The 12037-nt window shown below is 47.4% G+C and carries 11 protein-coding genes; 7 read left to right on the top strand and 4 right to left on the bottom strand.

Annotated elements, in window-relative coordinates; genetic code table 11:
• Window positions 1-351 precede the first annotated feature (351 nt).
• The 4 genes from KDK17_RS06055 (at window position 352) to KDK17_RS06040 (ending at window position 4331) form a co-directional block, all read left to right on the top strand.
• Complete coding sequence (locus tag KDK17_RS06055) at window positions 352-543, top strand: hypothetical protein (RefSeq protein ID WP_257254693.1); 192 nt, start codon at window positions 352-354, stop codon at window positions 541-543.
• 226 nt (window positions 544-769) lie between these two features.
• Window positions 770-2611: a hypothetical protein gene (locus KDK17_RS06050; RefSeq protein WP_257279984.1), complete on the top strand. Its 1842-nt coding sequence runs from the start codon at window positions 770-772 to the stop codon at window positions 2609-2611.
• A gap of 92 nt (window positions 2612-2703) precedes the next feature.
• The gene (locus KDK17_RS06045) at window positions 2704-3621 is read left to right on the top strand and encodes a DMT family transporter (RefSeq protein WP_257279985.1); all 918 of its coding nucleotides are present in this window, start codon (window positions 2704-2706) and stop codon (window positions 3619-3621) included.
• The gene (locus KDK17_RS06040) at window positions 3621-4331 is read left to right on the top strand and encodes a tRNA1(Val) (adenine(37)-N6)-methyltransferase (protein ID WP_257279986.1); all 711 of its coding nucleotides are present in this window, start codon (window positions 3621-3623) and stop codon (window positions 4329-4331) included. The genes KDK17_RS06045 and KDK17_RS06040 overlap by 1 nt, the downstream gene beginning before the upstream one ends.
• 56 nt (window positions 4332-4387) lie before the next feature.
• On the opposite strand, the gene KDK17_RS06035 is transcribed toward KDK17_RS06040, so the two are convergent.
• The 4 genes from KDK17_RS06035 to KDK17_RS06020 form a co-directional block, all read right to left on the bottom strand.
• Window positions 4388-6262: a hypothetical protein gene (locus KDK17_RS06035; protein WP_257279987.1), complete on the bottom strand. Its 1875-nt coding sequence runs from the start codon at window positions 6260-6262 to the stop codon at window positions 4388-4390.
• Between the two features lie 188 nt (window positions 6263-6450).
• Window positions 6451-7116 carry an amino acid ABC transporter permease gene (locus KDK17_RS06030; RefSeq protein WP_257287594.1) on the bottom strand — a complete coding sequence of 222 codons (666 nt, stop codon included), beginning with the start codon at window positions 7114-7116 and terminating at the stop codon, window positions 6451-6453.
• A gap of 68 nt (window positions 7117-7184) precedes the next feature.
• Entirely contained in the window at window positions 7185-8000 is an 816-nt protein-coding gene (locus KDK17_RS06025; RefSeq protein ID WP_257279989.1) for an amino acid ABC transporter substrate-binding protein, read from the bottom strand.
• A gap of 179 nt (window positions 8001-8179) precedes the next feature.
• The gene (locus KDK17_RS06020; RefSeq protein ID WP_257279990.1) at window positions 8180-9244 is read right to left on the bottom strand and encodes a class I SAM-dependent methyltransferase; all 1065 of its coding nucleotides are present in this window, start codon (window positions 9242-9244) and stop codon (window positions 8180-8182) included.
• A gap of 301 nt (window positions 9245-9545) precedes the next feature.
• Here KDK17_RS06020 and yciA point away from each other — a divergent pair, with 301 nt between their 5' ends.
• The 3 genes from yciA (at window position 9546) to KDK17_RS06005 (ending at window position 11988) form a co-directional block, all read left to right on the top strand.
• A complete protein-coding gene (gene yciA, locus KDK17_RS06015) occupies window positions 9546-9929 on the top strand; it encodes an acyl-CoA thioester hydrolase YciA (protein ID WP_257279991.1) in 384 nt (127 codons plus the stop codon).
• 10 nt (window positions 9930-9939) lie between these two features.
• The gene (udk, locus tag KDK17_RS06010; RefSeq protein WP_257279992.1) at window positions 9940-10563 is read left to right on the top strand and encodes a uridine kinase; all 624 of its coding nucleotides are present in this window, start codon (window positions 9940-9942) and stop codon (window positions 10561-10563) included.
• A gap of 387 nt (window positions 10564-10950) precedes the next feature.
• Window positions 10951-11988 (top strand): GMP reductase, encoded by a 1038-nt coding sequence (locus KDK17_RS06005; protein WP_257279993.1) that lies wholly within the window; start codon window positions 10951-10953, stop codon window positions 11986-11988.
• Window positions 11989-12037 lie beyond the last annotated feature (49 nt).

Raw genomic sequence — 12037 nt, 5'->3', positions numbered from 1 at the left:
CCTCAATTTCTTGCAATCCTCGCTACGGACGCTTAAGTCCGACAGGCTGCTAGAAAAAAATTCTATGCCAGACGCTAATTTTCCTGAATCATTCCAGCCCGTATACAGATGATACCGTCAAAAAAATACTAAGCGTCAAAAGAGTGACAGGCAGAAAGAAATTCGATACCTTAATCGGTAACAGCTGAAGAACATAAGGGGTAGTTTTAAGGCTGTAAGGCTACACAATGATAATTTTGGATCGGAACAAATAGAAATACTGCATTCATCGACAACTGATTAAACAGGTTACCGCTTTAAACCTTAACCGTTTTAAAGCCCTGAAAAACAGCATCGTAAAGGAAGACGATCATGTATAATCCAGGACTCGACAGCAAACGTTTATTTGAAGACTCTACCCACCCTGGTGACGCAATAGGCGACATCCGTTATCCGGAATACCTTATCTCCCTTCTTTCAGACAGACATCAGGAGCCTCTGGCCTGTGAAGGATACACCTCCGACTCCCTCTCTCTGACAAATACCCGTCTGCCGCAGGTTTGACATCGCAAAGTACTCTGGAAATCAAGGTCGTACTGTTTTCCAGAGATACTCGAGAAACTCAACTATTCTTCTCTTCAAATTCGACAAAGACGATCTGGATAAAACACCGAAAGCTTTGGTTATACCAATAGCTCAGGTGTCGATAGCTATTATGAGATGCTCTCCAAACGTCAAGCTCGGGCTGTTAAGGAGTATCTGAAGAATTCAAATGGTCAGGGAAGGCAGGATGCGTATTTTAGGCAGCGTTTATCATGGCTTGTCCGGATTAGCCCGCACCGTCAAGGATGAGGTGCTTGCTCGCTTCCGGGGAAAAAAGACTGAAGTGGTCGAACATCCCGTTCGTAAAATGACAGAGAAAAGCTCCCACGCTTCTGATACCCGGCCTCTTGCCAATAAAAGCCCTGCAGCCAGTGAAAACCCTGTTGCTAGTAAAGGCTACCTTCTGGCCAAAAAACTTACCGATCAGTCACTGCCTGCCCACAAAGTCTCCAGTGTTGAACTTCCTCCCCGCTTTCCGTACATTGACATCCCGGAAGAAAACCAAAGCGCTTCTGAACCTCCTTCACGAACCAGAAAAATTCTTACAGCCCTGATGCCGGGCAGCAGCCCGGTACCAGAAAATTCAGATATATCCCTGAAGAAAACCAAAAGATGGCAAACCCGAAGGCTGCGCAAGGGTCTGCAAACCATCAAAAGAGAAACCGGGCTAGAAGTCTCGATCCGCAGCTTTGATGATCAGGCAGCCGTGCTCAGAGATTTTCTCACGGGTAAACGTGCCACACTGGGTTATCACGAAATAAAAGTCTTCTGTGACGATGTTAAAAGTGTAATGACAAACGCAGGCTCACTGCCTGGTCTGATCAAACTGGCGGTGACCAAATACATGATTGTGCTTTCAGATCTGGGACAGGCTGCTCAGCTCAAATCACTCGGTCAGAGGAGACAACAACTGGCTGAGCGATTCTTACCGGGCCATGATGGTTTTAGAGCGCACTGTCTGCGCAGAAACATAGATCCGGATTTGCCCCTCAACCTGCACGACATCAGGCGGTTTCAGGAAAAACTGATGGGTTGGCAGGACGAGCTGGGACACTGGCATAGGGGGCTAATTGAAAGCCCCGAACTCAGTAGTATGGAAGCGTTAAAAGACAGGCTGAAAGTGGAGTTGGAAAGCTTTATCGACAAGATGGAGAGCGCTGCTCCCGAAGCCGCGCAAGCACCAGCGTCATTAAGCCACGAGCAGTTGCAGGCAGAAATCACCAGACTTTATGACCAACATGGAATCAAAGATTTACCCGGCAGGCAACAAAATGCAATGGAACAATCCGTAGCTGAGCAACATCCAGTCTTGCAAAGTGCGACCCAATATCAGGTTCAGCCTTCCGGAAACCTTCAAAACCACACAGTAACTTCCCTTGAAAAAGCCCGCTTGCATCGTTGGGTGTTTGAACAGCAATTAGCCGATTTGAGAGTCCGGAATGATAGACTTGATCACGACCTGGAAGCAGTGGAGCAGGAACTCAGACGGGTCACGGAACAGAGACAGGATACATCGAAGGCCATTCAAGACATTCAGGCACGCAAACAAAAGTTACAAAGAAGAAAAGCCAAGATCCCACACTCTCCCCTGCCCACAGTGATATTAAGAGACAGCAAGGGGGCACAAATAGACTCAGACTTTATGAAAAAACCTGAGCTTGACGAGCGATCCATAAACCTGCATGTCGTTCGTTGTCAGCCAGAGGTTTACAGGCAGATCAATAATGCGCTTCTGAACACGACAGCGTTTGAAAACGACAAAGCCCTGAATCAATTCAAGGATACGATGAGAAGCTTCAGGAATCAGTGCTATCAATATGCCATAGGTGCCAAACTGCCCAGTAAAATCCTCTCGGAAAATGACACTCAGCTCATCACGAACTCCCGCCAGCGTATCAACAGTGCCATGGAAACCCTTCTGGCAAACCCCGAGACCGCTGACACGACAACAGCCTTCCACTTTCTCAGGATGCAAGAAGCGATCCTGGATAATTTCCTGAAAATGAACGGTATGAGCGGAGTTTCTTAAATCTCCATAGCGAAAAGTAGATTGTCGTGATATAAGACACGATTCAGCAGCCTCAGCCAGGCTGATATCCATCTCTTTCGACTCGACACTGTATGTCTTCACAAACCAAAGCCTGTCTTTATGCTCTGGCCACTGCCCTGATGTGGTCTACCGTTGCCACTGCCTTCAAGCTCACTCTCGACTATCTCGATCCGTGGCAAATGGTGTTCTGGTCGGTATTAACTTCAACACTTCTTCTAGGTGGTTTTGTTCTTGCCCAGGGTAAATGGTCCCTACTGATCCAACAGGCCAGAAACCACTTTAGGCTATACATCCTGCTGGGGTTTCTTAACCCTTTCCTTTACCACATCGTCCTGTTTGGTGGTTATGATCTGTTGCCCGCCCAGCAGGCTCAGGCACTGAATTACAGCTGGCCTCTGGCGCTCACATTACTGGCTGTGCCATTACTGGGTAACAAGCTGAGTTTCAAGGATGGCGTCTGTTGCCTGGTAGCCTACCTTGGTGTGGTGATTATCAGTACCAGGGGGGAGCTGCAAAAACTCAACTTTGACAGCCCTCAGGGAGTTATTCTGATGCTTTCCAGCACTCTGGTCTGGGCTTTGTACTGGATTTTAAATGCCAAAAATGAGGGCGACTCACAGACTGGCTTGCTACTGTGCTTCCTATTCGGATTACCCTGGATCACAGTGGCTGTTTTCTGGCAGTCCAGTGTCTGGCCTATTCCTCTGGAAGGTCTCACTGGCGCTTTGTATATAGGCCTGATTGAGATGGGATTGGCCTATATTTTCTGGCTCAAAGCCCTCAAACTCGCAGAAAACACCTCTATCATCAGCAACATCAGCTATCTCAGCCCTTTTCTCTCTCTGATATTCATCGCCAACTTTTTGAATGAGAGCATTCATCTTTCGACCTATACAGGGCTTGTTATGATTGTCACATCCGTGGTTTTTCAACAAAAAAAACCAAAGACTGAAAAGCCGCCACAGGCTCAGTTAATGAGCAACAATTAATGGCCAGAAACAGCTACTTTCAATTCAAACAGTTCAGGGTAGAGCAAAACCAGACTGCCATGAAGATCACCACCGACGCCTGTATCCTGGGCGCCAGAGCAGAGGTGGAAAACAGTCAATCCATTCTTGATATCGGTGCCGGAACCGGCCTGCTCAGTTTAATGGCAGCCCAAAGATCAACTGCCTGCATTGATGCGGTTGAACTGGATGATCATGCTGCTGCTCAGACGCAGCAAAATTTCTCAGCCAGTCCATGGAAGAATCGCCTGACGTTACATCATTGCCCCATACAATCGTTCATGCCTGAAAAGCGGTATGACTGTATACTCAGTAACCCCCCTTTTTTTGAGAATGCCTTTAAAGCCCCGTGCTCCAGGCGTTCACTGGCACGCCACACAGACAGTTTGAGTTTTCCGGAGCTGGCTGAAGCGATTGACAGACTGATGTCTGAGAATGGCAAAGCCTGGATTCTATTACCGGATGAATCCAGCTCACTGTTTTTGAAAGCACTCCACAGGGCCACTCCCTTGAAGCTGGAACGTACTCTGGCTATTCGATCTTCTGAGACTCATAAAGATCATCGTCACCTATTGGTTCTGGGGCGTTCTGGCTCAGAATATGAGTTTGAGCAGATCACAATATACAGTGAGCACCCTGCGTACACGAATGAGACAATCAACCTGCTCAGACCCTATTATTTGAAGCTCTAAAAAAAACGGCACCTATCGGTCAGGTGCCGTTTTTTTCGTTTATTCCCTGAACAAGACTACTCTGATGGATCAGGATTATTGCGGGAAGCGTTTTCAGACCCCTGAAATGGTTGACTTGATTCAGTTTTAACCGGAGTCATGGGAGGAGTTACGTCATCCGTCGTATCACCAAATGTCTCCCAATCTCTACCAAGCTGTCCCGGAGCCTGTTTTTTTCGCAAGTTCTCAAAAAATGGGTTTGCCGGTGATATTGTAGGTTTTCCCGCAGATGGATCATACACTGCTTGTCCCGAAGCTTCTTTTTTTTGTATGTCCTCAAAAAACGGGTTTTTCGATGATATTGTAGGTTTTCCCGCAAATGGTCCATACACGGGTTGCCCCGAAGCCTCTTCTTTTTGCTCGTCCTCAAGAGACGGGTTTTTAGGTGATATTGAAGGTTTTTCCACAAATGGTTCATATACTGTTGTAAGGGGCTCCGAACCGTCAGGGGGAATCGGCAAATACTCCGGGTGCATATCGGTACCATTTGCCGTCCTGGCCACTGATTCTTCCAGTAGCTTAAAGCTATTGACACTGTATCGGCTCTGGGCTTGTTTCATCAACTCATCAAGGTTATAGCCCGGGTGTTCACCCAATCCTAACTCTTCACCATAACTGGAGAGGAAATCGACTACCTGGCTTTGACTGTTAGCATTGTCCGGCGTTACAAAACTTCTGAGTTTTGCCAGAGTTTCCTGGAAACTTCTCAGATGGTGATATTCCCACATTTTGTCTGCATCAAAACTGCCACGGCCATTTTCCTTATCGATATCAACCCTGATTTTATCAATCTCAGACTGAACGTCATTGGCAAACAGAGACCAGTCATTATGCATGAGACGAACAGCCTCCTTCACAAGACGGTCTTTGTAAAGTGGCGTATCCTGTGGCCAGTTTTCCCTGGCTGCACACATGTAATAATCCAAACCTGGCAGACGCCTGGAGTGACCCGCTTCTGCCGTTGCGAATTTAAGCTTGTCAGTACCCCAGATCATCTGCCTGTTACGCTGGGCCCTGACGAGAGTATTGTGTTCTGAATTCCTATCGGGATTGTCAATGAAGGCAATAATGTCTTTGTAGACTCTGTTCCTGTACTTCTCACTGACCTCTCTGATACCGGAATCAATATCCAGACGATCCTGAGTCACGCTGGCGATATTAGCGGTGACACCCTGAACAAGATTCATAGCGTTGCTCTTCTGCAAGCTCAGGGTTTTCACTTGAACTCTGAAGGCATCACGAAGAGCCGCCTCAGTATCAAACTGACTACCCAACTCTTTATACTTAAGCTCGGTGGCCCAGCCCCTGAGATAGGTCAATTCATCTTGTGAACTCTGAAGTTTTTCTTCCAGTTGGTTTAGCTCATTGATTTCTTCCTGAGTCACCTCGTCAGGTCGTTTTAGCTGTTTGGCATCAAGCGCCACTCTTGCTTTGGCATAGGCCGCCAGATCGGTTTCAAACTGTTTATCCGCATCTTTCAGTGCATTTGATTTAACCTTAACCAGAAACTCAACAGAGGTTTTTTGGCCATCAGACACAATCTCCCGAGGCTTCACCTCAAAGCCGGGTTGCCGCTTGAGTCGTTCTGCATCTTCAGGATTCAGGGCAATACCTTCTCTACTCTTTGCCTTGATACGGTTCCCAAGTATGGCTTCCTCAGCCCTGACCTGTACCACCCGTCTGGCACTGATGCGAACCCTGGGGATACGGTCTGAGACACCGTGGGCAAAACGCCTGACATGGAAGGCCGCTATTTTCATTCCCTGAACGAAACGGCCCCAGTTTTTAACCAGCACTTTTTTAGGGTGCAAGGCCTTGATTTGCTGTGCCACTTCACTCTTGAAATGAGCCAGCCGGGGTACTAAAGACTCTATGCGTGTTGTTAAGCTCATCCTGACCTCTCCATGGTCAAACTCGGTCATAACTTTTCGTTAGTATAGGAAAGAATTGGAATCAGGAATGTCGATGTTAGTAGAAGTCAGAATAACAACACTATAAATTCAGAATGGCCGCAGAAGACAAGCGGGTGTCGTAGACTCGGCACCCGCTAACAAGAAACACTAAACGACTCTATGAACAGCTAGATGTAGGCTCGATTGAGACGTGCTTCAGCCCACTTTTGAAACCAGGTGCATATCATCACCACTCCCCAGTAAATCAGCGCCACAGTCAAGTAACTTTCGAAAAAATGGAAGCTGCTGGCGGCTTCCATCTGGGCACGAGCCATGATCTCAACAACCCCCAGAGTAAAGGCAAGAGAGGTACTCTTGAGCAGATCGATCCCATTGTTCATCAATCCGGGAAAAGCCACCCTTGCCGCCTGGGGAAGAATCACTCTTCTCATGCCTTCGGCCCGAGTCATACCTACACTCAAAGCAGCTTCCATCTGCCCGGAATGGATACTGATGATTGCCGCCCTCATACTTTCTGACATATAAGCAGCAAAATGCAAACCCAAACCAATGATCACAGCCACTATGGCAGGCATACCTGCAAGAGCAGGTATCAATTGTGGCAGACCGTAGTAAAACAGAAAGAGCTGGACCAGCAGAGGTGATCCCCTAAAAAAGGAGATATACAGGTCAGCCACATAGTGGAGACAAAAAAGTCGGGTAATTTTCACCAGTGCCAGAACAAGCCCCAAAGACAAGGACAACACCAGACCACCCAGTGTCATATAGAGTGTCGTATCCAGATTCATGGCAACTGTCGGAAGCATTCCGACAGTGTATTCAAAATCCATCATTCAAATGCCTGTAGCGGACTTCGGAACAAACAGGGCAGTATTCCAGAGAACAGTAATGGATGAAAGGTCTATCCGGCAGGTTTGGCAGTAATATCTCCACCGAACCATTTGCCGGAAATAGAAGCCAGGGTACCGTCTTTATCCATGGCATCCAGAGCGGAATTCACCTGATCTCTCAGAGCCAGTCCCTTCACATCATTGACGAAAGGCATGGCATTTTTCAGGATCTCAATCGGCTCACCGGCTAACTTCAGCGGCAAATCAGATTTATCAATCAGAGCCATTACACTGACACGATCCATAACAAATGCATCAGAACGTTTGAGCACCACGTCTTGCTCAATGCCGGTATCATAGGTCACAACATTAATTTTCTGCTCCGGATCATTCTGACGCAGGATCGCTTCAAAGTTAGAACCCAGATTTACAGCTACTCTCTTACCTGCCAGATCATCAACTGACTTAATGTCATTGTTATCCTTGTGGACCGCTATCTGGGCACCGTCGTAAACATAGGGCTCGGAAAAAGCATAACGCTCAGCACGGGCCTCAGTCAGTGTAATCTGGTTGGAAATAGTGTTCAGCTGACCTGCTTCCAGCATGCCAAAAAGGCCAGAGAATGGTGCTGTAACAAACTCAACATCTTTATTCAGGCGATGACCTATCTCCTTCCAGAGATCAACTTCAAAGCCTTTTAGTTCACCCTGCTCCATGAAAGTGAACGGATAGTAGGTGCCGGACATACCGACTTTAACGACAGAAGTCTTAACTTCATCATTGTTTGCCTGAATCTCTGCAGGCTGATGATCAGAGCAGCCAGCCAGCAAGACGGACAGAGCCAGTGTGGCAGTAGTTATAGCTTTTTTAAATGTAAGACCGAACATAAGTGCCCCCTGAGAAAAGCTATGGGCAATGTGCTAAAAGACTGAATTAATCCAACGAAAATTGGTCTTGCCGGATACCTGCCCATAATTAAATGCGCAGACTAACAGCCTTAACATTTATAACTGAAATAATATTTTAATCATTTTTTATGCGAAAATATTATATTAATTTTTCCCGATCAGCGCTTGAAAGCCTGATAGATCGAGAAGCCATTTTTCACGACAAGTGTTTTACAATCACCGAAAGCCTGGTTAATGATCGGACCATAGCGAAGGAAGCTGTTAGCGACAATTCTCAGCTCCCCCCCTTTCTTCAGAAGGTCAGCAGACCGCGCAAGAAACCCTTCCGTCACCGCATAATGCGTCTTAACACCCTGATGAAAGGGAGGGTTGGAAACGATCAGGTCAAACTCACCACTGACTTCAGACAAACCGTCGCTGGCCATCACATCAAAGTGCTTTACATTATTTTCCTGAAGGGTACGGGTCGAACTTTCCAGAGCCAGGGCGTCGGAGTCCACCAGAGTATAGTGAGCGTCGGGATTTAATTGCCCAAGAAAGCCGGCTACCACTCCGGCACCACAGCCGAAATCGAGAACACGTTTAGCCGTGCATTCATCAAAGGTATTGAGAAGTAGCTCCGTACCCGCATCAACACGTCCATGACAGAATACACCGGGTAAAGAGAATAACGGCATGGATATATCACGAACTTTAAGCTCGTAGGCACTGTAATAATCGGGCTTGGAAAATTCAGCGCCATTTTCCAGAGAGCCTGAAGCTTCAATTAGACTGCAATGACGCGCATTGTCCATGTTTTTGACTTCGGAAAAATTCTGCCTGAGGCGCTTGCGCCACGACTTGATACCTTCATTATTTTCACCTGCCAGCCACAGAACAGCCCCTTCGTTTAATAACGGTACAATCATCGCCAGCCAGAAATCCATCAGAGACTTGCTCTTCTGCAGGAAAACCAGCACCCCATCAAACCGGTCTACAGTCGAATGAACTACAGACTCATAGTGAAGAGACAACTGACTGCTTGCAGACCAGTCTTCTTTAATGGTTCTGTAGACTGAAAAGTCTCGAGTCAACCCGTGGATTTCTTCAGCGATTTTTTCCTTAGCAAGCTTTCTTCCCAGTGCATCAGCAGGCACACCCAGCACGAGCATTTTATTACAACGCAACCATTCACTGTTACGAACCACCAGCTGACTGGGGTTAGAGAGAACTCTATGGCTCATAGCATCCTTCAATCAAAAAAAATCATGGGTCAGTTTGATATCAGTTCCGGCCTGAAATCAGCGGGCTCTTATACCCGATTTACAGAGTATTGCATAGCAAATCTGATAATATTCGTTTTATACAAAAACGACATAAAGTGTATGACTTATTGTTCTGCCCGCTGTCTGCCTGAGCGACTTTATGATTTTTCAGGTTGAACTCCTATTTTTTGATACGTTTTCTGAAACTACCGATTTACATGACCTCTCACGGCTTTTAGGATTTACGCCAAATTTTTTTCGTGCTCACTGGAGAACCCTCATGCTCGAGCCACGAGGAGAGCTTATGCTCAGAACGCTCGCCATGCCAACAGACACCAACCCTAACGGTGATATTTTCGGTGGCTGGCTGATGTCACAAATGGATATTGCTGGCGGTATCGCGGCCAAGCAGAGAAGTCACTGCAGGGTTTCTACTGTCGCCGTTGAATCCATGTCATTTCACCATCCGGTCAATGTAGGTGATGTAGTCTGTTGTTATGCAGAGGTCATTCATGTCGGCACCACTTCCATGCGAATCAAGCTGGAGGTCTGGATCAAGAATATGCCTTTTCATCAGCAGCATATCAAAGTGACGGAAGGCATCTTTACCTTCGTGGCCATTGACAAGCATGGCCGCCCCCAACCTGTGGATAGAGATGAATAACGGGATATAAATGCTGAAACAAAAAACCATCCTGGTCGGCGTTGCCGGCGCCTCTGCTTCCGGTAAAAGTCTTCTGGCCAGTACTTTGGTAGAAGAACTTCAATCACAGCACGTTCATATCATTTCTGAAGATTCTTACTACAAGGATCAGACGCACATAACCATGAAACAAAGGGTTCAGACTAATTATGACCATCCCGAGTCCATGGACCATGACTTGATGCTGGAGCATATGAAGCTGCTGAAAGAAGGTTGGACAGTGGACGTGCCTCTGTACGATTACACAGAGCATAACCGTAAACAGGAAACCCGGACAGTCCCCCCTGCCCGAGTTATTTTAATTGAAGGCATTCTGTTGTTTACTCATCCGGAAATCCGTGAAACCTTTGACCTTCGGTTCTACATGGATACCCCCCTGGACATCTGTCTGATCAGACGGCTAAAGCGAGATATTGTCGAACGCGGCCGTGATGTTGATTCGGTCATCAGACAATACCTGGAAACCGTACGCCCCATGTTCCTGCAGTTCATTGAGCCTGCTCGCCAGCATGCCGACCTAATCATCCCCCATGGCGGCAAGAACAGAATTGCCATCGACCTGATCAAAACCAAGATTCAGGATCTGATTGATTAATTAATTCATTCATACACATCTATGCCCTGCTTTCAGTTCTGCTACTTTGTCAGTCAGATCATGATTTCAGACAGGGCACAGCCGTTCTACCGGTAAGCGTCGGCGACCCAGTCAAGGCGACAAAGCAGCCATAAGCGAAACAACAGCCATGAGGGAGGAAGAACGTCTCGGAAAATCAAGCTTTGACCTGAATACCTGTTTTTGTATAATCGACCGGTATAGGCGTAGAAAGTGTGTTCGCTTTCCGGGTCACCGGTATCTCCTCATAGGTAGCCTCCAAAATCCTGCCGCTTGTACACTCTCCCTTGTCATCAACCTGTCGAAGACTATAACTACTCAAACGTAAAAATTAGTCTTTAACCTGTAAAAAGGTCTAACGGGAAAGTTATGCGTGTTGAAGCTGATATCAAGCTGGGTTTTAAAGATGTTCTGTTCAGACCCAAGCGTTCAACCCTGAAGAGCCGCTCCCAGGTCAGCCTGGAACGTACCTTCAAATTTGTTCACACCAACCAGGAATGGACCGGCGTCCCTGTTATTGCTGCCAATATGGACACAGTGGGCACCTTCTCCATTGCCCTGGCCTTGGCAGAACACAAGATGCTGACCGCAGTGCATAAGCACTACACCATTGAAGAATGGGGAGCATTTCTGGACAGCGCACCTGCAGGTATTGAAAACCATGTCATGGTAAGCAGCGGAACATCCGATGCTGACTTCACCAAACTCAACGACATCCTGGCACTCAACGACAGTCTTCGTTTTATCTGCATCGATGTTGCCAATGGCTACTCCGAGCATTTTGTTCAATATGTTTCCAAAGTTCGTAAACAGCACCCTGAAAAAGTCATTATTGCCGGAAACGTAGTCACCGGTGAAATGGTTGAAGAGCTAATTCTGAAAGGTGCTGACATCGTCAAGGTTGGCATCGGACCAGGCTCAGTATGCACCACTCGTGTCAAAACCGGTGTCGGCTACCCACAACTGTCTGCCACGATCGAATGCGCTGACGCAGCCCATGGTGTTGGTGGTCAGATTATCTCTGACGGCGGTTGTACCTGTGCGGGCGACGTTTCCAAAGCCTTCGGCGGTGGTGCCGACTTTGTCATGATCGGCGGCATGTTTGCCGGTCACGACGAATCCGCTGGCGAAGAAGTGGAAGAAGACGGCAAGAAGTTCAAACTGTTCTACGGTATGAGTTCCGAGACCGCTATGGACAAGCACTCTGGCGGCGTTGCCAACTATCGCGCTTCTGAAGGTAAGACCGTTAAGGTGCCTTATCGAGGCCCCGTTGAAAACACTGTTCAGGACATCCTGGGTGGCGTTCGCTCTACTTGCACCTACGTGGGCGCCGCTACCCTGAAAGAACTGACCAAGCGAACCACCTTTATTCGCGTTCAGGAACAAGAAAACAGGGTCTTTAACTAGCAGCCTGTCGGACTTAAGCGTCCGTAGCGAGGATTGCAAGAAATTGAGG

Origin of the sequence: Endozoicomonas sp. SESOKO2, from assembly GCF_024606245.1 — a bacterium.
Classification (GTDB): Bacteria; Pseudomonadota; Gammaproteobacteria; order Pseudomonadales; family Endozoicomonadaceae; genus Endozoicomonas_A.
Note: the sequence above shows the minus strand (reverse complement) of the source record. Positions and strands in the feature narration are given on the sequence as shown.

Coding starts and splice junctions, on each gene's coding strand:
- KDK17_RS06055 (WP_257254693.1), top strand. CDS start 352: ATGTATAATCCAGGACTCGACAGCAAACGTTTATTTGAAGACTCTACC.
- KDK17_RS06050 (WP_257279984.1), top strand. CDS start 770: ATGCGTATTTTAGGCAGCGTTTATCATGGCTTGTCCGGATTAGCCCGC.
- KDK17_RS06045 (WP_257279985.1), top strand. CDS start 2,704: ATGTCTTCACAAACCAAAGCCTGTCTTTATGCTCTGGCCACTGCCCTG.
- KDK17_RS06040 (WP_257279986.1), top strand. CDS start 3,621: ATGGCCAGAAACAGCTACTTTCAATTCAAACAGTTCAGGGTAGAGCAA.
- KDK17_RS06035 (WP_257279987.1), bottom strand. CDS start 6,262: ATGAGCTTAACAACACGCATAGAGTCTTTAGTACCCCGGCTGGCTCAT.
- KDK17_RS06030 (WP_257287594.1), bottom strand. CDS start 7,116: ATGATGGATTTTGAATACACTGTCGGAATGCTTCCGACAGTTGCCATG.
- KDK17_RS06025 (WP_257279989.1), bottom strand. CDS start 8,000: ATGTTCGGTCTTACATTTAAAAAAGCTATAACTACTGCCACACTGGCT.
- KDK17_RS06020 (WP_257279990.1), bottom strand. CDS start 9,244: ATGAGCCATAGAGTTCTCTCTAACCCCAGTCAGCTGGTGGTTCGTAAC.
- yciA (WP_257279991.1), top strand. CDS start 9,546: ATGCTCGAGCCACGAGGAGAGCTTATGCTCAGAACGCTCGCCATGCCA.
- udk (WP_257279992.1), top strand. CDS start 9,940: ATGCTGAAACAAAAAACCATCCTGGTCGGCGTTGCCGGCGCCTCTGCT.
- KDK17_RS06005 (WP_257279993.1), top strand. CDS start 10,951: ATGCGTGTTGAAGCTGATATCAAGCTGGGTTTTAAAGATGTTCTGTTC.